Here is a 19,381-nt window from a genome sequence, read left to right on the forward strand (position 1 = left end):
TCCGGTGCGCCCAGCGCGGCGCGCAGCTTGCGGTCGGCATCTTCCGAAACGCCTCAGGGTGCCACGATGCCATACCAGACACCGGTCTCGCCGTACTTGACCTGCCTCCCGTCTCTCCACCTGGCCCTGAACCGGCATTTTCCAGCTCACGGCAATCCAGGAAAGGGGGGGCAGGTCACTATTCGGTCTGCATGGGCCGCATGCCGCTAGCCAATCTCACCAAGTTCGCCGATGGCTTGTTGCCTATCCCGGTGGATGACGGGCGATTGGCGCAAGGGCAAGCTCCGTCCATTCCTTGTTCTCCTCAACTGCAGAAGATGGAAACGATGCGCGGTATGGTCGTTGCGGCGCAGCCTGAAGCCTCGGAGGCTGGTGTCCTCGCCTTGCGCAAGGGCGGCAATGCCATTGACGCCGCCATTGCTGCGGCCTTCGTGCAAGGGGTGGTGGACCCGTTGATGACGGGCATCGCCGGCTACGGCAGCATGCAAATCCACATGCCCCGGCGCGGCGTGCATCAGCATCTCACCTTCTACGCCCGCGCGCCGATGGCGGCGCGCGAGGACATGTGGGCGGATGCCGTGGTCGGCCAGTCCCGCGACGGCTTCGTCTATCTGGTCAAGGACCATGCCAACGAGATCGGCTACCTGGCGCCTGGCACGCCGGGAAACCTGCGGGGCTACACGGACGCCTTGCGCGATTTCGGCACGATGGAATTGGCGGACGTGCTGCGGCCGGCGATCGATCTGGCGCGCGACGGCTTCATGGTCCGCCCCTACGTCCACTACTACTGGACCTTGGACCAGCGCAGTTCCGGGATGCTCAACCCGATCGATTATCTGCGTTTCAGCCGGACGGGCCGCGAGACCTACTGCACGCCGGACGGCGCGCCGAAGAAGCCCGGGCAGATCGTGAAGAATCCCGACATGGCGCGCTCACTCGAGCGAATTGCGCGGGGCGGGCCCGAGATCTTCTATGGCGGTGAGATGGCCGAGGAGATCGTCGCCGACTTCCGGCGCCATGGTGGCCTGCTTTCGATCGAGGATCTTCGCGGCTATCAGTGCCGCCGCTCGGACCCTGTCTGGGGCAGCTACCGGGGGTATCCGGTCGCGACGCTCGCTCCACCGGGCGGCGGCGTCAGCCTGCTGCAGATCCTGCATGTCCTCGAGCGCTTCGACCTCGCCGCGCTGGATCACAATGGCGCCGAGCATCTGCGGATCCTTGCCGAGGCGATGAAGCAGGCGGCGCTCGACAAGGACGCACATGTGGGGGATCCGGAATTCGTCGATGTCCCGCTCGACATGCTCCTGTCGAAGCAGCGTGCGGGCGGGATCGCCGATCGCATCCGCGCCGGGGTGAAGGTCCATGTGCCCCGCATGCCCTTCGAGCCGCAGGACACCACCCACGTCACCGTCATGGACGAGGAAGGCAACGCCGTCTCCCTGACCCATACGCTCGGCAATCCATCCGGTGTCATCACGGACGGGTTGGGATTCATGTACAATGGGCTGATGAACGGCTTCGATCCGCGGCCGGGCCGGGCGGGATCGATCGCACCAGGCAAGGGCCGCACCAGTTCGCAATGCCCGACCATCGTCTTCGACCGGGATGGCCGGCCGCGCATCGTCCTCGGCGCACCCGGCGCCACCGCCATCGTGCCGGCGCTGGCCCAGACGATCAGCAACATCCTGGACTTCGGGATGACGACGTTCGAGGCAGTCGCCGCGCCACGCATCTCCGTCAACAGCGACACGATCGATGTCTCCAACCGCATCCCGCGCTATGTCACCGGCGCGTTGGAGGCGCAGGGCTACCCCGTCGCCCGTTCCTACATGAGCTACGCCTTCGCCGCCGTGCATGCCATCGGCGTCGTCGATGGCCGGATGTCCGGCGGGGCGGACCCGCAACGTGATGGCGTCGCCTTGTCGGCGTGACGTATCAATCCCCTTGAACATGCCGGCCACGTGCCGAGGCTCGAAGAAGGAAGGTCCGATGCTGAGACGAGACTTCACTGCCACCATGGCCGCGGCCGCCGGCGCCTCGTTGCTCGGTAGCCGCCCCGCGAAAGCGGCCGCCGCGCTCGAAATCGGCCTTGGTGGTGCCTTCACGACCATCGACCCGCATTTCTTCCACGCGACACCGAACCACACCGTCGCCATGCACATGTTCGAGCGCCTGGTCGATCGCGAGGCTGATGGCCGCCTGGTGCCGCGCCTGGCCGAGAGCTGGACCCTGGTCGGCCCGACGCTGTGGGAGATGAAGCTGCGTCCCGGTGTGCGCTTCCACGACGGCAGCCCCTTCACCAGCGACGACGTGGCCTTCACCTTCCAGCGTGCGCCCAATGTGCCGAATAGCCCGGGTGGCTTCGGCACCTTCCTGCGCACGGTCAGCCGGCTCGAGGTCGTCGATCCCCTGACGATCCGCATCCACACGCACCAGCCGGCGCCGGACCTGCTGCTGAACCTGACCTATATCGGCATCCTCTCCCGAAGGACGGGGGAAGGTGCCTCCACCGCCGACTACAATTCCGGCAAGGCCGCGATCGGCACCGGACCTTATCGCTTCGTCTCCTTCACTCCGGGCAACCGCGTCGAACTGGAACGCCATGACGGCTGGTGGGGCCCGGCCCCGGCCTGGGAGAAGGTCACGCTGCGGTTGCTTGCCAACCCCGCGGCACGCACCGCGGCGCTTCTATCCGGTGATGTGCAGGTGATCGACACACCGTCGGTCAGCGACCTCGCGCGGCTGCGCGAGGATCCGAGGATCTCGGTCTCCTCCGTGCCGGGCATCCGCTTCATGTATGTCGTGCCGGACTTGTCGCGTGAGGGGGAGAGCCCGCACGTCCTGAGCAACAGCGGCCAGCCCCTGCCGCGCAACCCCTTCCGCGACCGCCGTGTGCGGGAGGCGCTCTCGCTCGCGGTCCAGCGCACCGCGCTGGCCGAACGCGTCATGCTGAACACCGCTGCGCCCACTGGTCAGTGGATGCCGCAGGGCAGCTACTCCTACGCGCCGAGTGTCGGCATCCCGGATTTCAACATCGACCGGGCGCGCCAGTTGCTCGCCGAGGCGGGACTGCCGGACGGCTTCCGCCTGACCATGCATTCCCCCAACGACCGCTATCCGAACGACGCGCGCCTCGCCCAGGCTGTCGCGCAGATGTGGAGCCGGATCGGCGTGCGCACCTCGGTCGAGGCCTTGCCCTGGAGCAATTTCTACGGTCGGGGAATCCGCCAGGAATACTCCATGGCACTCTGGGGCTGGGGCAGCCCGACCTTCGAGGCCGGCTACATGCTGACCAACTGCCTTGCGACCTTCGACCGCGAACGCAACCGAGGTCCATACAACTATGGGCGCTATTCGAACCCTGATCTCGATCAGATGATCTTCTCGTCCGTACAGGAGATGGATCAGGCGAAGCGGGAACAGCTGCTGATCGCAGCAGTCGAGCGCGCGACCTCGGATGTGCCGGTGATCCCGCTGCTGATGCTGGAGAACCTCTGGGCGACCCATCGCAGCGTCACCATCTCGCCGCGGCGGGACGAGCGTACCTATGCGCCGGACATTCGCCCGGCCTGACGTATCGACCGGCGGTGCGAGATGCGTCGCGCCAGCATCGCCGCCTGTCGCCGGCCATGGCCGGCGATGAGCGCAGCGAGTTCGGAGGCCGCCGCCGACCGCGGCTGCCAGCTCGGGAACAGAAGGCCATAGGCTAGCGCGATCGCCGGGCGGAAGCGGCGCATGACGAAGCCGGTGGCACCGCTGGATTGCGCCACGAAGGGATCGGCCAATGCCACACCGAGCCCGGCGGCCGCGAGTTCGCAGGCCACCGCGCCGCTCGGGGCGACGAAGCGTATCCGCAGCTTGCGCGGCTCCGCACGGAACAGCTGGTCCACCTGCTGACTCAGCATCGATCGCGGATGCGTCGCCACCAGGTCATGCCGGACGAGTTCCGCCGGGGTGATCACCGCCTCCGTAGCCAGCGGGTGGCCGTGCGGCATTACCACCACCGCTTCCGTGCGGCAGAATTCTTCCACCTCCAGCGCCGGATGCACGAGCGGCATCACGGTGATGCCGAGGTCGAAGGCCTCCTGCCCGACCCAGCTTTCGATATCGAGGCGCACACGCACATCGATGGATGCGCTGAAGGCCGGGTTCCGCCGCGCCATGGCGAGCAGCGCCGGCGTCATCAGCGCGCGAACCATGTGCGGCGCGGCGAGCACGCGCACATGATCGGCCTGGCGGCCTGAACGCAATTCCTCGGCCAGGCGCTGCAGCCCGTCATGGCCGGCGAGGACGCGCTCGGCCTGGCGGTGGAAGCGCACGCCCTCCGGCGTCAGGGACAGGCGGCGATTGTGGCGGCTGAAGAGGGCCAGGCCCAGCTCCGCCTCGAGCCCGGCGAGCAGGCGCCCGACCTGGGGCGGCGTGCGGCCCAGCCGTTCGGCCGCCTGCGCGACCGAACCGCCCTCGACGAAGGCCCGCAGGGCCTCCAGTGCGCGCTGATTGATCACCTTTTACCTGCGAAGAACGCACGGAATGCACCTGATTATGCATTTGACGCAGCGAAGGGCCAGCCATTCACTCGGCGCCTTCCCCGCCGAGGACCGAGGACCATGCCGGACAGCGATCTCGACAGCCCCGCCTGGGTCGTGCCGCCCGGCGCCTATCTGAAGACGCGCGAAGCGCCCTTCGCGCGGCCCGCGAAGCCACTCTCGCGCTATCTTGCGATGCGCGACGGCTGCCGCATCGCCATCGACGCCTGGTTGCCGGAGGGTGCGACCGGCCCGGTGCCGACGGTGATGATCGTCACCCCCTATTACCGGCGCTTCCGTCTGTGCGAAGGCGGCAGCGGCGATGCGACGCCGAATGCAGGCAAGTTCATCGACGTGCTGGTGCCGCGCGGCTACGCGGTGGTGGTGGTCGATGTGCGCGGCACGGGCGCGAGCTTCGGCACGCGCGACAGTTTCCGCTCCCCGAAGGAGCGCGAGGACAGCCGCGAGATCATCGACTGGATCATCGGCCAGCCCTGGTCGGATGGCCGGATCGGCGCGACCGGCATCTCCTATCCAGGCGCGGCCTCGGACTTCCTCGCCAGCACCGGGCATCCGGCGGTGAAGGCGATCGCGCCGCTGTTCGCCGTGTGGGACACCTATGCCGACAACTATTATCCCGGCGGCATCCTGCTGAAGCAGCTCGCCAAATCCTATGACGACCTGATGATCGCCATGGATCACGACCGACGGGACCTGCTGAAGAACTTCATCTACTTCGCCAATCCCGACCTCGCCGGCCCGCATCCGGTGGATGAGGACATGGATGGCACGCTGCTGGCGCAGGCGCTGCACGAACATCTTGGCAATTTCCGCCAGCCGGATTTCATGGGCGAGTTCCGCTTCCGGGAGGAAGCGCTGCCCTATGATGCGGGCTTCAGCTCGGCCTCCTTCAGCCCGTATTCCGTCAGCGCGGGGATCCGGCCGGACGTGGCCGTGTTCGCCTGCTCCGGCTGGATGGACGGCGCGGGCTACGCCAATGGGGCGATCTCGCGCTTCCTGACGCTGCGCGACAACCCGGTGCACCTGTTGCTCGGGCCGTGGGATCATGGGGCGCGCTGCAACGTCTCGCCCTGGCGCGCGCGGGTGGAGCCGGAATTTGCGCTGCTCGGCGAGTTGCTGCGCTTCTTCGACGACTACCTGATGGAGCGCGCGACGGGGCTCGAGGCCGAGGCGCGCATCCACTACTTCAGCCTGCACGGCGAGGAATGGCGCGCCGCCGCAGCCTGGCCGCCGGTCGGCGCGGTGCATCGCCTGCACCTCGCCGCCGATGCGACGCTGGCCGATGCCGCGCCGCGCGACGCCGGCTCGGACCACGCGCAGGCGGATTTCTCGCTCGGCAGCGGCAATGGCACGCGCTACGAGCGCATCGCCGGTATCAACAGCACGACCTACCACGCGGATTGGGCGGAGCGTGCCGCGCCGCTGACCTGCTGGACCTCCGCACCACTCGATGCCGACATGGAACTGACCGGGCATGGGCTGGCCGATCTGTGGTTCGCCTGCAGCGAGCCGGACGCATCCATCTTCGTCTATCTCTCGGAAGTCGAGGCCGATGGCAGCGTCCGCTACGTCACGGAAGGCCTGCTGCGTGCGCTGCACCGGAAGGAAAGCCCTGCTCCGGATCGGTATCGCACGACCTGGCCGTTCCGCAGCTTCCGCCGCGAGGACGCCGCGCCGCTGGTCCCCGGCCAGGCCGAGCGCATCCGCATCCCACTGCTGCCGATCTCCTGGGTGTTCCGCGAGGGCAGCCGCATCCGGCTGTCGATCGCGGGCGCGGATGCGGATCATTGCGTGCAGGTGCCACATGGCCGGCCGCCGCGCTTCACGCTGCTGCGCGGCGGCGATCGTGCCTCCGCCGTCGAACTGCCGCTGCGGAAGCGATGATGTCGACGTCCGCTGATCGCATTGCCGCCGCACTCGCCGACCCTCAGCAGCCGGCGGCGAGCTTCGCGGCACTCGATGCGGCGTTGCGGGAGGCAGTGGGGCATCGCTTCCTGACCATCCTCGCCTATCGCTGGGACGATGGTGTGGCGGAACGCCTCTACAGCAGCAGGCCGGAGCTGTATCCGGCGCGCGGCCGCAAGGCATTCACCGATGCGCCGACGCAACGCCGTGTCGCGGAGACACGGCAACCCTATATCGGGCGGGACGCGGCCGACATCCGCCGCGACTTCCCCGACCACGACAAGATCTTCGCGCTGGGATGCGAGAGCATCCTGAACATGCCGGTGCTGTGGCGCGGCCGCGCGCTCGGCCAGGTGAATCTGCTGCACGAGGCGCGGCATTTCACCATCGAACACCTGCCGGTCGCCCGTGCCCTGGTGCAGATGATCATCCCGGCCTTCATCGACGTGGAACCGAGCTGATGCATGTCCTTCGCCGAGCCATCTTCGCCACGCTGCCCGGCCTCGTTCTGGCACGGCCTGGCCTGACGCAGACCCAGGCGGCCTGGCCGCGCGGCGGGCCCATCCGTCTCATCGTGCCCTTCGGCACGGGCGGTGCCACCGACCTCGTCGCGCGCGTCTATGCCGAGGCGATGTCGCGCCATCTCGGCCAAAGCATCGTCGTGGACAACCGGCCCGGTGCCGGTGCGACCATCGGCACCACGGCGGCGGCGCGGTCACCGGCGGATGGCTACACGCTGGTGGTCTAGACGATCAGCGGCATGGCGGTCGGGCAGACGCTCTACCGCGACCGCATCACCTGGGATGCGGACCGCGACTTCGCACATATCGGCATGATCCTGCAGACGCCATGGATGCTGTGCGTGCGTCCGGGCGGCGCGATCCGCGACCTGGCGGGCTGGGTCGCCGCCGCGCGCGGTGGGCACGGGCTGAACTACGGCACCACGGGCGTCGGTTCCGTCGCGCATCTGCTCGGTGTGCAACTCGCAGCCGCCGCGCGGATCACGATGGAGCACGTTCCCTATCGCAGCCTGGCACAATCCAGCGCCGACCTGATGAGCGGCACCATCCCCGGCATCATCGAGAGCCTGACCGCGACGAGCGGCTTCATCCGCGCGGGAACCATGTTGCCCTTGGCGAATTCCTCCGCCGCACGCTCGCCGGGCTTTCCCGATGTGCCGACCTTCAGCGAGTTGGGCTTCCCGGGCGTGGTCGCCGATGGCTGGGCCGGGCTGGCGGCACCGGCTGGCACGCCGCGGCCGGTCCTCGAAGCGCTGGCCCAGGCGATGCGCGCCGCCCAGGCCGAAGCGGCCGTGCGCCAGCGGCTTGAGGAGATGTCGAGCACGCCCGGCCAGCTCTACCTCGATGCGGCGCAGGCTTTCGTGCGCCAGCAGGTCGCGGATTGGGCGCCGGTGGTGCGCGCATCCGGCGCAACGCCAGATTAGCAGTCCATCCGCCCTGGCTGTATGGAAGCACATTCTGTTGCCATTGGACTGCCGGACAAGGGATGCCACGCCATGCCGGAACGGATCATCGATTTCAACGCCGATATGGGCGAAGGGTACGGCCCCTGGCGCATGGGTGACGACGCGGCGATGCTCGACATCGTCACCAGCGCGAGCATTGCCTGCGGCGGCCATGCGAGCGACCCCGAGACGATGTTCCGCACGCTGACCCAGGCGCGTGAACGCGGCGTGACCGTCGGCGCCCATCCCGGCTACCCGGATCGCGAAGGCTTTGGCCGCCGACGCCTGCCGTATCCACCGGCCGAGATCGAACGCTTTGTCGCGGCGCAGATCGGCGCGCTGGTCGGCATCGGCCGTCTGGCCGGTGTGAAGATCGCCTATGTGAAGCCGCATGGCGCGCTCGGCAACGTCGCCGCGGAGGACCGCAGCGTCGCCGATGCGATCGCGCGCGCGATCCGCGCCTTCGACGGGCTGGCGGTGCTGGCCATGCCGGGCAGCGAATTTGCAGCCGCCGCACGTGCCGCGGGACTGACGACCTACGCCGAGATCTTCGCCGATCGCGGCTATACGCCGCAGGGGCAACTTGTCCCGCGCAGCCAGCCCGGTGCCATGATCGAGAACACCGAGGAAGCCGCCGCGCGGCTGCTGCACTTCCTCGAAACCGGCCGCATGAAGACGGTGGATGGCGGCGAGGTGCCGCTGAACGCCGTGTCGATCTGCATCCATGGCGACAGCGACCATGCGGTGGCCATGGCGCGCGGCGTGCGGCGCGCGCTGGAGCAGGCGGGTGTCACGCTGAAGCCCTTCCTGCCGGCCGAACGGATCTGACTACCGTGCCGGCAGGCCCGTTCCCGCGCCTGCGTGCGGCAGGCGACCAGGGACTGCTCGTCGAGTTCGGGGACTCGGTCGACGTCGCCGTCAGCGAACGCGTCCTTGCCTTCGATGCGGCGCTGCGGGCTCGCCCCTTCCACGGCTTCACCGAGAGCACCCCGTCCTATGCCGCGGTGCTGGTCGGGTACGATCCCCTGGAGGTCACGCCCAGCGCAGTGCGCGCGCATGTCGAGGCGCTGCTGGCCGAGCCCCATCCGCCGCTGGCCGCCGCCGCGCTCCACGAACTTCCCGTCTGCTACGAACAGCCCTTCGCGCCCGACCTGGCCGATGTGGCGCAGCGTTGCGGCATGAGCGAGGAGGCGGTGATCGCCGCGCACCTCTCGGGCGAATACCGCGTCTTCATGTTCGGCTTCGCGCCGGGCTATGGCTATCTCGGCGGCGTGCCGGAGGCGATCCGCGTGCCGCGCAAGCCGAACCCGGTGCGCGCCAGGCCTCCCGGCAGCCTCGCGATCGCAGGGCCGATGTGCCTCGTCACGACGGTGACGGCACCGACCGGCTGGTGGGTGATCGGCCGATCACCGGCGCGGATCGTCGATGTGGATCGCGAACGCCAGTTCCTGTTCGAGGTAGGCGACCGGATCCGCTTCCGGCGCATCCGGCGCGACGAATTCGATGCGTTCGGGAGTGTGCCGTGACCCGTGCGGTCTTCCTGGTCGAGCACGCCGGCCCGCTGACCACGGTGCAGGACCGCGGCCGCTTCGGCTACCTGCGCTATGGCGTGACCGAGGCCGGGCCGATGGATCGCCAGGCCTTCGCCATCGCCCAGGCCGCCCTTGGCAATCCCTTGAATGCAGCGGCGATCGAGACAACGATCGGCGGCGTCGCGCTCCGGTGCATTGAAGGCGAGGTGACCGTCGCGAGCGCCGGCGGCGGCTTCCATTGCGCCGTGGATGGCCGGCCAGTCGGCGCCTGGGGCGTGTTCAGCATCCGTGAGGGATCCGTGCTGACGGTACGGCCGGGCTATTGGGGAAGTTGGACGTACCTGGCATTCGCCGGCGACATCGTTGCACCAGCCTGGCTCGGCAGCCGCGCGACCAACGTGCTGTCGGATTTCGGCGGCCTTCGCTTGCAGGCAGGCCAGCATTTGGAGATCCGTGATGCCGAGCGGCGCCCCGGCAGAGAACGCGATCTGGTCTTGCCCGTGACGTCGCGACCACGGCAGGAGGTGCGCGTGGTGCTCGGCCCGCAGGACCGCTTCTTCGCGCCGGAGACGATACGGCGCCTGCTGAGCGAGACTTTCACCCTCAGCAACGAATACGACCGCATGGGTGTCAGGTTGCAGGGACCGAAACTGCCGATCGTCGGGACGCTTGATATGCCGTCCGAGGCGTTGCCGCGCGGATCGGTGCAGGTGCCTGGCCATGGCGATCCCATCGTCCTGATGGCCGACCACCAGACGACGGGCGGTTACCCGAAGATCGCGGTACTGGCCTCGGCGGATCAGGATGGATTTGCCCAGTTGCGAAGTCGCGACCGTGTGACGTTCAGGGCAGTCACCGCAAGCCAAGCCGCGTCGTCGGCCCGCACGCGTGCTGGGGCCTTACGGCAGTATCTGCAGGCGCTTGGAGTTCGGGAGCAACGATCAGCGGTTCATTGATGCCGTTGTTCGGCCACGGAGGCGGCGGACCTCGTGGCCGGTGCGAATGTCTGCTCGACGTGGTCCGCCACATGGCGGGCTGGCCTCCGGGGCAGGGCCGCCGGCACCTGCCCGGTCGCGCCTTCGCTGTTGCTTGCCGAGAGGCGCTGCGGGCGCCGTGTCCCGGGGCTCGACGGCCGCGGCTTGAATTTATCAAGACGAACGGTCTATATTCTTCGCCATGGACGCAACCCCCTCCGCCCATGGCCCGCGGCGCCGCGGCCGCCCGCCAAAGGACGGCCGGGCGCATGCCGATACGAAGCAGCGGCTCGTCCAGGCCGGCGTCGCGATCCTGACGGAGAAGGGATTTGCCGCGGTGGGTCTCGACGAGATCCTCGGTTCCGTCGGCGTGCCGAAAGGGTCCTTCTACTACTACTTCACGAGCAAGGATGAGTTCGGCCTCGCGCTGATCGACGCCTATGCCGAATACTTCGCCGCGAAGCTCGATCGCTGGTTGGCCGACGAGACGCGGCCCCCGCTGCAACGGCTGGGCGACTTCGTGGAAGACGCCAAGGCCGGCATGGCGCGCTTTGGTTTCCGCCGCGGTTGCCTGGTCGGCAATCTCGGCCAGGAGATGGGCGTGCTGCCGGAGCTTTTCCGCGCGCGGCTGCACGGCGTCTTCCTCGACTGGCAAGCGCGGACCGCGCGCTGCCTCGAAGCGGCGAAAGATGCCGGCGAGATCGCGCCCGACGAGGACTGCGCCACGCTCGCCGCCTTCTTCTGGATCGGTTGGGAAGGCGCGGTGCTGCGCGCGAAGCTGGAGCGCAGCCCCGAGGCCCTCGATGTCTTCGCGCGCGGCTTCTTCGCGGCCCTGCGCCCGCGCCTCCCCTGAACCCCCACACCGTCAGGAGCACCGGATGTTCGACGCCATTCTGATCGAGAAGACCGAAGACGGCTCGCGCGCCGTCCTGGCGACGGTGGGGGAGGATCGCCTGCCGCCGGGCGACGTGACCGTTCGCGTCGCGTGGTCGACGCTCAACTACAAGGACGCGCTCGCCATCACCGGCAAGGCGCCCGTCGTGCGTAGCTTCCCCATGGTCCCGGGGATCGACTTCGCCGGCGTCGTGGAGCAGTCGAGCGACCCCGCGTACAGGCCCGGCGACAAGGTCGTGCTGAACGGCTGGGGCGTCGGCGAAGCCCATTGGGGCGGGCTGGCCGGGAAGGCACGGGTCAAGGGCGACTGGCTCGTCCCGCTGCAACCGCCCTTCACCCTGCGCCAGGCGATGGGGATCGGCACCGCCGGGTACACCGCCATGCTGTGCGTCATGGCGCTGGAACGGCATGGCGTCACGCCCGATCAGGGCGAGATCCTGGTGACGGGCGCGGCCGGCGGCGTCGGCAGCGTCGCGGTCGCCGTGCTGGCGAAGCTGGGCTACCAGGTGGTGGCGATGACCGGGCGCCCGGAGGAAACCGGCTATCTCACCGCGCTCGGGGCCAGGGAGATCATCGACCGCGCGACGTACACGCAGCCCGGCAAGCCGCTCGCGAGGGAGCGCTGGGCCGGTGCCGTGGATGTGGTCGGCGGCCATGTCCTCGCGAATGTCTGCGCGGCGATGAAGTATCGCGGCACGGTCGCCGCCTGCGGGCTGGCCGGCGGGATGACGCTGCCCACGACGGTCGCGCCCTTCATTCTCCGCGGCGTGACGCTGGCGGGCGTGGACAGCGTGATGTGTCCGCGGCCTGAACGCCTCGAAGCCTGGCGCCGTCTAGCCCGTGACCTCGATCCCGCGACGCTGGAGGGGCTCACCACGGAGGTCGCGATGGCGGATGTCATCCCTGCCGCCGAACGGCTGGTCGCCGGGCAGATCCGCGGCCGCATCATCGTCCCGGTCGGCCCGGACGCCGCCTGAACGCCCGCCCGACCCTCGATCCTCATCCCAGGTGACCTGATGTCCGCGCAGACCGAGCCCCCGATCAGCCGCTTTCCCGTCCCCACCCTGGCGGAGATGCCCGACGATATCCGCGAGCGCCTGCTCGCGGTGCAGGAGAAGTCCGGGTTCATCCCCAATGTCTTTCTTGTCCTGGCGCACCGGCCCGAGGAATTCCGCGCCTTCATGGCCTATCACGATGCCCTGATGGACAAGCCCGGTGCGCTCACCAAGGCCGAGCGCGAGATGATCGTGGTGACGACCAGCAACGCGAACCAGTGCCAGTATTGCGTGGTGGCGCATGGCGCCATCCTGCGCATCCGGGCGAAGAACCCGCTGATCGCCGACCAGGTCGCCATCAACTACCGCAAGGCCGACGTCACGCCGCGGCAGAAGGCCATGCTGGACTTCGCGATGAAGGTCGCGTTCGAGGCCTATGCCGTGAACGACGACGACCACGACACCATGGCGCGGCATGGCTTCAATCCCGAGGATGTCTGGGACATCGCCGCCATTGCGGCCTTCTTCGGCATGTCGAACCGACTGGCCAACATCACCAGCATGCGGCCGAACGAGGAATTCTACTCCATGGGGCGGTAGCCCGCGCGACGCATGGCGCGGGCGGTCACGACGAGCGACGATGGAACGTCGGCGACGCCCGCGCATCCGGGTCTGCAGACCGCCCACGCATGTAGCCCTGCGGACTGCGCCCCATATCGGTGCGGAAGGCGTAGACGAAGGCCGAGGTCGATCCGTAGCCGAGTTCCATTGCCGTCTGCGTCACGCTGAGCCCACCGCCCAGCAGCTCGATCGCCTTGAACATCCGCAGGCGCCGCCGCCAGGACCTGAGGCTCATGCCCAGCTCGGCCTCGAAGCGCCGTGCCAAGGTGCGGCCTGACATGCCGAGGTCGCGGCCCCATTCCTCCGGTCCCCGCGGATCGGCAGGGTCGGCGTAGAGCGTCTGGCACAGTTCCACCAGGGATCCGTCGCGCGGCCAGGGCAGGGCACCCGGCAAGGGGCGCGCGCGCCGCAACTGGTCCAGGATGAGCGTCGTGACACGCCCCGCATAGCCATCGCCGTCGTCCTGCCCCTCGATCTCCGCGGCCTCGATGATCAGCGCCTGCAGCAGGGGCGGGACACCGAAAACGGTCGGACTTGCCGGCAGGCCCTCACCCGCTTCGTCGGCGATCCACAGGCTGCGGAACTCCGCACCGAGCAGCGATCCGACGCGGTGCCGCAACCCTGTCGGCAGCCAGACGGCCTGCTCGGGCGAGATGACGAAGGACTGCCCCTCCACTGCCACCGTCAGCACGCCCGAGATCGCATAGACGACCTGGTGCCAGGCATGGGCGTGTTCGGGAAAATAGTGCCGAGGCGGGATGGACTGCGCGCGGACCGTCATGGGACGGGGCGGCAAGATCCCAGGCGGCGCGGCAATGGTCCCCCAGCGCATGGGTGTGCTCCAATTTGTCGTTTATTCTACACAAACTGGCAACCCGTCGAAAGACAGCCAAGCGGTGATCCTCTAAACGAATCCCTCATTCCCACGACGAGGGTTCCGCCATGGTCCGCCTGGACAGCCGCGGCCTGCCGCTTTCGGCGACATCGGACCTCGCGGCCGAACGCTACCGGGAAGGGGTGGACCTGCTGCTGTCCGCCTGGCCGGGCGCGGATGTGGCGTTCGACGCGGCCATCGCGGCCGATCCGGACTTCGCCCTCGCGCATGCGGCGCGGGCACGCCTGCATGCCATCCGGGTCGAGATGCCGGCCGCCCACGCGCGCATCGCGACGGCCGCGGAGATCGTCGCCCGGCACGGCACCGAGCGCGAGCGCAGCCATGTCGACATCCTTTCCCTCACCATCCACGGCCAATCGACGCAGGCCCTGCAACGGGCGGTCGCCCATGCGGATGCCTGGCCACGCGACGCGGTGATCCTCGGCCTGCCGCTCGGCGCCTTCGGGCTCTTTGCCTTTTCCGGGATGGCGGATCACGACCAGGCACGGGTCGATCTCTGCGAGCGCCACGCGCGGCATTTCGATGCCGAGGACTGGTGGTTCCTGAATTATCGCGGCTGGTCGCATGCCGAGAACGGCGCCGTCGCCCATGGGCGCGACCTGACGCAGCGGTCGCACGAGTTGCGCCGGACCAACGCGAACGCCGTCCACGCGCTGTCGCACGCCATGTTCGAGGATGGGTCCGGCGAGGATGCCGACCGCCTCATATCGGGCTGGCTGCCGGAATACGACCGCCGTGGCACGCTCCACGGCCACATCGCCTGGCATGCCTCCCTCGCCGCGCTGGAACAGGGCGACACGGCGAGGGCGCTGGCCGTCTACGAGGCGCATGTGCAGCCTTCCGTCTCGGCCGGGCTGCCGCTCAACGTGGTGACCGATACCGTCTCCTTCCTGTGGCGGATGCGCGCATACGGGCGCGAGGTGCCGGCGGGGCTGTGGGAGGCGGCGGCCGCCTATGCGGCGCCGCTCTACACCAAGGCCGGCTTCCCTTTCGCCGATATCCACATGGCCATGCTCGACGCCGCGACCGGCGACGCGGCGGCGGTGGAGCGCCGCGCCGCCGCGCTGACCGCCCTGGTCGAGGCAGGCACCCTCGCCGCCGGGCCGGTGGTGCCGGCCATCTGCCGCGCCGCCCTCGCCTTCGCCGAGGCGGATTTCGCCGGCTGCGTCCGCCTGCTCGAACCGCTCGCGGCCGAGGCCGTGCGCATCGGCGGCAGCGGCGCGCAGCGCGAGATCGTGCAGGACACGTTGCTCGTCGCCCTGATGCGCAGCGGACAGGCCGGCAAGGCCCGTGACCTGCTCGACCGCCGCCTGCACCGCCGCCCCTCGCCGCGCGACGCGGCCTGGCGCGCCCAACTCGCAGCCTGAGGCGCACCGACCATGTCACACGCCGGAGCAACGGCCGGACTCCTGCCCGTGAGCGAGCGCCGCCACGAAGCCGGCAACGTTGCCCGCCTCGCGATCGGGCAGGCGCTCGCCGGCGCGAACTCCACCGTCGTCTACGCGACGGGCGCGATCGTCGGGAACATGCTCGCGCCCGACAAGGCGCTGGCGACGCTGCCCATCTCCATCTTCGTGGTCGGCATGGCGGCCTGCACCCTGCCGGCCGGGGCGATCGCGCGGCGTCACGGCCGCCGCGCCGCCTTCCTCGCCGGGACCGGCTGCGGCGTGCTCGTCGGGCTGATCTCGGCGCTCGCGGTGCTGTTGGGGTCATTCTGGCTGTTCTGCCTCGGCACCTTCTTCGGCGGCGCCTATGCGGCGGTGGTGCTGTCGTTCCGCTTCGCGGCGGCGGATGGCGTGCCGGCAGCGCGACGCCCGCGTGCGCTGTCGCTGGTCATGGCGGGCGGCGTCTTCGCCGGGGTGATCGGGCCTCAGCTCGTCACCCACACGATGTATCTGTGGATGCCGCATCTCTTCGCCGCGACCTTCCTGGCGCAGGCCGGGGTGGCGGCGCTGTGCGCCCTGGTGCTGCTCGGCGTTCGCCTGCCCATGCCGAGCGCCGCCGAGATGGCGGCCGGCCGACCGCTTTCCGTCATCGCGCGCCAGCCGCGCTTCATCACGGCGGTGATCTGCGGGGTCGTCTCCTACCTGCTGATGAACTTCCTGATGACGGCGGCGCCGCTCGCCATGCGGCTCTGCGGGCTGTCGCAAGAATCGGCCAATCTCGGCCTGCAATGGCACGTCATCGCCATGTATGCGCCGAGCTTCTTCACCGGGCGGCTGATCACCCGCTTCGGTGCGCCGCGCGTGGTCACCGCCGGGCTGGCGCTGATCGCTGCCTCCGCTGTGACGGGACTGTTCGGCCAGGATGTCGGGCACTTCTGGGGGAGCCTGATCCTGCTCGGGCTCGGCTGGAATTTCGGCTTCGTGGGCGCCTCGGCGCTCGTGCTGGAATGCCACCGGCCGGAGGAGCGGACGCGGGTACAGTCGCTCAACGACTTCATCGTCTTCGGGACGATGGCGCTGGGCTCCTTCGCCTCGGGCGGCCTCCTGACAGTCTATGGCTGGGACACGGTGCTGTGGGTGTCCTTCGCGCCGCTGGGCCTCGCCGTCGCTGCGCTGGCGATGACCAGCGCCGCGCGCCGTGCCGGGGCGGCGGCCTGAGATGGCCGCGACCATCCTGCCAATTGCCATCATCGGCGGTGGCCTCGCCGGGCTTCATGCCGAACGGTTGCTGGAGGCCGCGGGCGTCGGCTTCCGCCTGTTCGAGGCGCGCGACCGCCTGGGCGGCCGCATCCTCTCGGCCGATGCCGCCGGGCGGCCCGCCGAGGACGGGTTCGACCTCGGCCCCTCCTGGTTCTGGCCCGGGATGCACCCGGCCATGGCGGCGACGGTGGCGGAGCTCGGCCTCACTGCCTTCCCGCAGCACGACGAGGGCGACGTGCTGGTCGAGCGCCTGCCGAACTGTCCGCCGCAACGCTATGGCGGCTTTCGACAGGAACCGCGCAGGCGGGACGGGGGGGCGCCGGTGCGTGCCCTGGCCGCCGGCCTGCCGGACGGCTGCATCCGGCTGGGTGCACGGGTAACGCACATCGGCCTCGACGGCGACCATGGCCATTCCGACCGCGCCGGGCTTCGGCATGGCGCTGAGGAAGGACGCCGAGGCCGGCATGGAGATCGCCGAGGTCAGGCTGGCCTGACCGCGACGCGCCTTTGATGCGAAGGCACCGGCATCGCGGCCCCGCCGCCAAGCCGGCCTGCGTCAACGGGCCTGCGGCGGATCGAAGGCGCGGATCGGCGGCAGGTTGCCGGTGAACCGCTCCACCTCCACCACCGTGAGCTGCCCTGTGCAGCCCTGGGCGAGCGCCGAGGTCCCGGCATCCCGCGTCAGCACGTTCGGATTGCCGTGCACGCAGAGCGGACGGTCATCCTCGGGATCCTCCGGATCGTACCAGGCGCCGGTGGCAAGCTGCACGACGCCGGGGCGGATCTCCGGGGTCAGTCGCACCGCGGCGAGGCAGGCGCCACGGTCGTTGAACAGGCGGATCACGTCGCCATCGGCAATGCCACGCGCCGCCGCGTCCGCGGGATGCATGGAGGCGACCTCCCGGCCGCGCCGTTTCGATCCGATGCTGTGGTCGCCGAAGTCGAGCTGGCTATGCAGCCGTGTCGCAGGCTGGTTGGCGACGAGGTGCAGCGGCGTGCCGGCGCCGGGGATCTCGTCGGGCGGCAGCCAGGCCGGGTGGCCGGGGCAGCTTGCCTCACCGAAGCCGGCGATGGTCTCGGAGAAGATCTCGATCCGCCCGCTCGGCGTCGGCAGCGGATTGGCCTCCGGGTCCTCGCGGAAGGCGCGCCAGGGGCCGCCATCGTCCGGTCCCTGCGGCAGGCGCAGCGTTCCGGCGGCCCAGAATTCCTCGAAGTCGGGCGCCGGCAGGCCCTGATCGCGCAGGCCCTGCTGCGTGCGCGCATAGAGGTGATGGAGCCACTCGCGGCTCGTGCGGCCTTCGGTGAAGGCCTCCGCCACGCCGAGACGCCCGCTGAGGCCGGCGAAGATGTCGTAGTCGTCCCGCGCCTCGCCATAGGGCTCCGCGATGCGGTGCATCGCCACCATCAGTGGATCATGCGAGCTGTAGCCGATGTCCTCCCGCTCCAGCGTCATCGTCGCAGGCAGGACGATGTCGGCGTGGCGTGCGGTGGCGGTCCAGGCCAGTTCGTGCACGACCAGCGTGTCGACGCGCGCGAAGGCCTGGCGCAGCCGGTTGAGGTCCTGGTGGTGGTGGAAGGGGTTGCCGCCCGCCCAGTAGACCAGCCGGATGTCGGGGTAGGTGCGGGTCTGGCCGTTGTAGCGGTATTGCGTGCCGGGGTTGAGCAGCATGTCGGCGATGCGGGCGACCGGGATGTAGTTGCCGTGCCGGTTGCGCCCCTGCGACAGGGTCGGGCCGGGCACGGCATTGGCGCGGCGGCCATAGTAGCCGATGGCGCCCAGCGCATACCCATAGCCGCCGCCGGGCAGGCCGATCTGGCCGAGCGCCGCGGCCAGCACGGCACCCATCCAAACGGGCTGCTCGCCATGCTCCGCCCGCTGCAGGGCGTGCGCCACGGTCACGAGCACGCGGCGGCCGTGCAGGCGGCGGGCAAGCGTCCGGATCGCCTCCGCGGCGACGCCGGTGATGGGCGCCGCCCACTTGGCGTCCTTCGACTGGCCATCGGCCTCGCCGAGCAGGTAGCGCTCAAAGACCGGCCAGCCGGTGGTGAAGCGGTCGAGGAATGCCTGGTCGTGCAGCCCCTCGGTGACCAGCGTGTGCACGAGCGCGAGCATCAGCGCGGTGTCGGTGCCGGGGATGTTGGCGATCCACTCGGCGCCGACTTCTTCCGGCAGGTCGCCGCGCAGCGGGCTGACGAGGACGAAGTCGCAGCCGCGCTCGCGCGCCGCCTGCATGGCGCCGCGCTCGACATGCTCGCTGATGCCGCCGCCCGCGACCATGGAGTTCTTCAGCGCCATGCCGCCGAAGGCCAGGACCATCTCGCTGTGCTGCGCCACCTGCTCCCAGGTGACGTTGTGCTTCGTCAGCTCCTCGTAGTTGCCGAGGATGTGCGGGACGATCACCGAGGCCGCGCCGGAGCTGTAGCTGTTGACCGAGGCGACGTAGCCGCCGAAGGCGCTGTTCAGGAAGCGGTGGATCTGGCTCTGGGCGTGGTGGAAGCGCCCGGCGCTGGCCCAGCCGTAGGAGCCGCCGAAGACCGCGCCCGGCCCGTGGCTGTCCCGGATGCGGCGCAGTTCCCCACCCAACAGGTCCAGCACGGCGTCCCAAGGCATGGGGACGAACTCGTCCCGGCCACGTCGGCGATCCGGACCCGGGCCGCGTTCGAGCCAGCCGCGGCGCACCATCGGCTGGGCAATGCGCGCGGGATGCCGCAGCGCGGAGGGAAAGTTCTGGATGATGTCATTCGGGTCCGGATCGCCCGGATGCGGGCGGACCAGGAGTTCGCCATCGCGAAGCGCGGCAGAGAAGACACCCCAGTGCGAGCTGTGCGGATGAAATTCAGTGGTCGCTGCGATCTCGGCGCTCATGCGATGGCCTCTGCACCTGATTGGATGGATGCGCGCCGGTCG

The 19,381-nt window shown here is 69.5% G+C and carries 16 protein-coding genes and 1 pseudogene; 14 read left to right on the plus strand and 3 right to left on the minus strand.

The genetic code is table 11. The features are described 5' to 3' along the window. The first annotated feature begins 191 nt into the window (after nucleotides 1-191). A complete protein-coding gene (gene ggt / locus GXW76_RS00250; protein ID WP_246513794.1) occupies nucleotides 192-1,931 on the plus strand; it encodes a gamma-glutamyltransferase in 1,740 nt (579 codons plus the stop codon). 58 nt (nucleotides 1,932-1,989) lie between these two features. Then, the gene (locus GXW76_RS00255) at nucleotides 1,990-3,573 is read left to right on the plus strand and encodes an ABC transporter substrate-binding protein (RefSeq protein WP_246513795.1); all 1,584 of its coding nucleotides are present in this window, start codon (nucleotides 1,990-1,992) and stop codon (nucleotides 3,571-3,573) included. On the opposite strand, the gene GXW76_RS00260 is transcribed toward GXW76_RS00255, so the two are convergent. Further along, complete coding sequence (locus GXW76_RS00260) at nucleotides 3,546-4,505, minus strand: LysR family transcriptional regulator (RefSeq protein WP_211859899.1); 960 nt, start codon at nucleotides 4,503-4,505, stop codon at nucleotides 3,546-3,548. The two genes, GXW76_RS00255 and GXW76_RS00260, sit on opposite strands and share 28 nt — an antisense overlap. A gap of 102 nt (nucleotides 4,506-4,607) precedes the next feature. Here GXW76_RS00260 and GXW76_RS00265 point away from each other — a divergent pair, with 102 nt between their 5' ends. The 9 genes and pseudogenes from GXW76_RS00265 to GXW76_RS00310 all read left to right on the plus strand — a co-directional run bounded on the left by GXW76_RS00265 (nucleotide 4,608) and on the right by GXW76_RS00310 (nucleotide 12,912). Further along, a complete protein-coding gene (locus GXW76_RS00265; protein WP_211859901.1) occupies nucleotides 4,608-6,431 on the plus strand; it encodes a CocE/NonD family hydrolase in 1,824 nt (607 codons plus the stop codon). After that, nucleotides 6,428-6,913: a GAF domain-containing protein gene (locus GXW76_RS00270; RefSeq protein ID WP_211859903.1), complete on the plus strand. Its 486-nt coding sequence runs from the start codon at nucleotides 6,428-6,430 to the stop codon at nucleotides 6,911-6,913. The genes GXW76_RS00265 and GXW76_RS00270 overlap by 4 nt, the downstream gene beginning before the upstream one ends. Further along, a pseudogene (locus GXW76_RS00280) lies at nucleotides 6,913-7,896 on the plus strand (Bug family tripartite tricarboxylate transporter substrate binding protein). The gene GXW76_RS00270 and the pseudogene GXW76_RS00280 overlap by 1 nt, the downstream one beginning before the upstream one ends. Nucleotides 7,897-7,968: 72 nt before the next feature. Beyond that, nucleotides 7,969-8,745, plus strand: coding sequence for a LamB/YcsF family protein (locus tag GXW76_RS00285; protein WP_211859906.1), 777 nt, complete (start codon nucleotides 7,969-7,971; stop codon nucleotides 8,743-8,745). 5 nt (nucleotides 8,746-8,750) lie between these two features. Next, nucleotides 8,751-9,443, plus strand: a complete 693-nt coding sequence (locus GXW76_RS00290; protein WP_211859907.1) for a 5-oxoprolinase subunit B family protein — start codon at nucleotides 8,751-8,753, stop codon at nucleotides 9,441-9,443. Then, the gene (locus GXW76_RS00295) at nucleotides 9,440-10,405 is read left to right on the plus strand and encodes a 5-oxoprolinase subunit C family protein (protein WP_211859908.1); all 966 of its coding nucleotides are present in this window, start codon (nucleotides 9,440-9,442) and stop codon (nucleotides 10,403-10,405) included. Before GXW76_RS00290 ends, GXW76_RS00295 begins: the two co-directional genes overlap by 4 nt. Before the next feature lie 220 nt (nucleotides 10,406-10,625). Next, on the plus strand, nucleotides 10,626-11,276 hold the full coding sequence (acuR, locus tag GXW76_RS00300; protein WP_211859909.1) for an acrylate utilization transcriptional regulator AcuR: 651 nt from the start codon (nucleotides 10,626-10,628) through the stop codon (nucleotides 11,274-11,276). Nucleotides 11,277-11,301: 25 nt separating this feature from the next. Beyond that, entirely contained in the window at nucleotides 11,302-12,294 is a 993-nt protein-coding gene (gene acuI, locus GXW76_RS00305; RefSeq protein WP_211859911.1) for an acrylyl-CoA reductase (NADPH), read from the plus strand. A 39-nt stretch (nucleotides 12,295-12,333) separates the two neighbouring features. After that, on the plus strand, nucleotides 12,334-12,912 hold the full coding sequence (locus GXW76_RS00310; protein ID WP_211859912.1) for a peroxidase-related enzyme: 579 nt from the start codon (nucleotides 12,334-12,336) through the stop codon (nucleotides 12,910-12,912). Nucleotides 12,913-12,937: 25 nt separating this feature from the next. On the opposite strand, the gene GXW76_RS00315 is transcribed toward GXW76_RS00310, so the two are convergent. Further along, complete coding sequence (locus tag GXW76_RS00315) at nucleotides 12,938-13,714, minus strand: AraC family transcriptional regulator (RefSeq protein WP_211859913.1); 777 nt, start codon at nucleotides 13,712-13,714, stop codon at nucleotides 12,938-12,940. A gap of 161 nt (nucleotides 13,715-13,875) precedes the next feature. Between GXW76_RS00315 and GXW76_RS00320 the strand changes: the two genes are divergently transcribed. The 3 genes from GXW76_RS00320 to GXW76_RS00330 are packed head-to-tail and all read left to right on the plus strand — an operon-like array spanning nucleotide 13,876 to nucleotide 16,984. Next, nucleotides 13,876-15,195 (plus strand): tetratricopeptide repeat protein, encoded by a 1,320-nt coding sequence (locus GXW76_RS00320; RefSeq protein ID WP_211859914.1) that lies wholly within the window; start codon nucleotides 13,876-13,878, stop codon nucleotides 15,193-15,195. Nucleotides 15,196-15,243: 48 nt separating this feature from the next. Beyond that, the gene (locus tag GXW76_RS00325) at nucleotides 15,244-16,431 is read left to right on the plus strand and encodes an MFS transporter (RefSeq protein ID WP_338150857.1); all 1,188 of its coding nucleotides are present in this window, start codon (nucleotides 15,244-15,246) and stop codon (nucleotides 16,429-16,431) included. Nucleotide 16,432: 1 nt separating this feature from the next. Then, nucleotides 16,433-16,984 carry an FAD-dependent oxidoreductase gene (locus GXW76_RS00330; protein ID WP_211859916.1) on the plus strand — a complete coding sequence of 184 codons (552 nt, stop codon included), beginning with the start codon at nucleotides 16,433-16,435 and terminating at the stop codon, nucleotides 16,982-16,984. A gap of 45 nt (nucleotides 16,985-17,029) precedes the next feature. Here GXW76_RS00330 and GXW76_RS00335 read toward each other — a convergent pair whose 3' ends face one another. After that, the gene (locus tag GXW76_RS00335; RefSeq protein ID WP_211859917.1) at nucleotides 17,030-19,339 is read right to left on the minus strand and encodes a molybdopterin guanine dinucleotide-containing S/N-oxide reductase; all 2,310 of its coding nucleotides are present in this window, start codon (nucleotides 19,337-19,339) and stop codon (nucleotides 17,030-17,032) included. Between the last annotated feature and the right edge of the window lie 42 nt (nucleotides 19,340-19,381).

The sequence above is a fragment of the Neoroseomonas soli genome (assembly GCF_018129065.1).
Classification (GTDB): Bacteria; Pseudomonadota; Alphaproteobacteria; order Acetobacterales; family Acetobacteraceae; genus Neoroseomonas; species Neoroseomonas soli.

Bases quoted from the DNA above. Each gene is read 5' to 3' on its own strand.
- GXW76_RS00285 (WP_211859906.1), top strand. From the start codon at position 7,969: ATGCCGGAACGGATCATCGATTTCAACGCCGATATGGGCGAAGGGTAC.
- GXW76_RS00255 (WP_246513795.1), top strand. From the start codon at position 1,990: ATGCTGAGACGAGACTTCACTGCCACCATGGCCGCGGCCGCCGGCGCC.
- GXW76_RS00315 (WP_211859913.1), bottom strand. From the start codon at position 13,714: ATGACGGTCCGCGCGCAGTCCATCCCGCCTCGGCACTATTTTCCCGAA.
- ggt (WP_246513794.1), top strand. From the start codon at position 192: ATGGGCCGCATGCCGCTAGCCAATCTCACCAAGTTCGCCGATGGCTTG.
- acuR (WP_211859909.1), top strand. From the start codon at position 10,626: ATGGACGCAACCCCCTCCGCCCATGGCCCGCGGCGCCGCGGCCGCCCG.
- GXW76_RS00330 (WP_211859916.1), top strand. From the start codon at position 16,433: ATGGCCGCGACCATCCTGCCAATTGCCATCATCGGCGGTGGCCTCGCC.
- GXW76_RS00310 (WP_211859912.1), top strand. From the start codon at position 12,334: ATGTCCGCGCAGACCGAGCCCCCGATCAGCCGCTTTCCCGTCCCCACC.
- GXW76_RS00335 (WP_211859917.1), bottom strand. From the start codon at position 19,339: ATGAGCGCCGAGATCGCAGCGACCACTGAATTTCATCCGCACAGCTCG.
- acuI (WP_211859911.1), top strand. From the start codon at position 11,302: ATGTTCGACGCCATTCTGATCGAGAAGACCGAAGACGGCTCGCGCGCC.
- GXW76_RS00265 (WP_211859901.1), top strand. From the start codon at position 4,608: ATGCCGGACAGCGATCTCGACAGCCCCGCCTGGGTCGTGCCGCCCGGC.
- GXW76_RS00320 (WP_211859914.1), top strand. From the start codon at position 13,876: ATGGTCCGCCTGGACAGCCGCGGCCTGCCGCTTTCGGCGACATCGGAC.
- GXW76_RS00270 (WP_211859903.1), top strand. From the start codon at position 6,428: ATGATGTCGACGTCCGCTGATCGCATTGCCGCCGCACTCGCCGACCCT.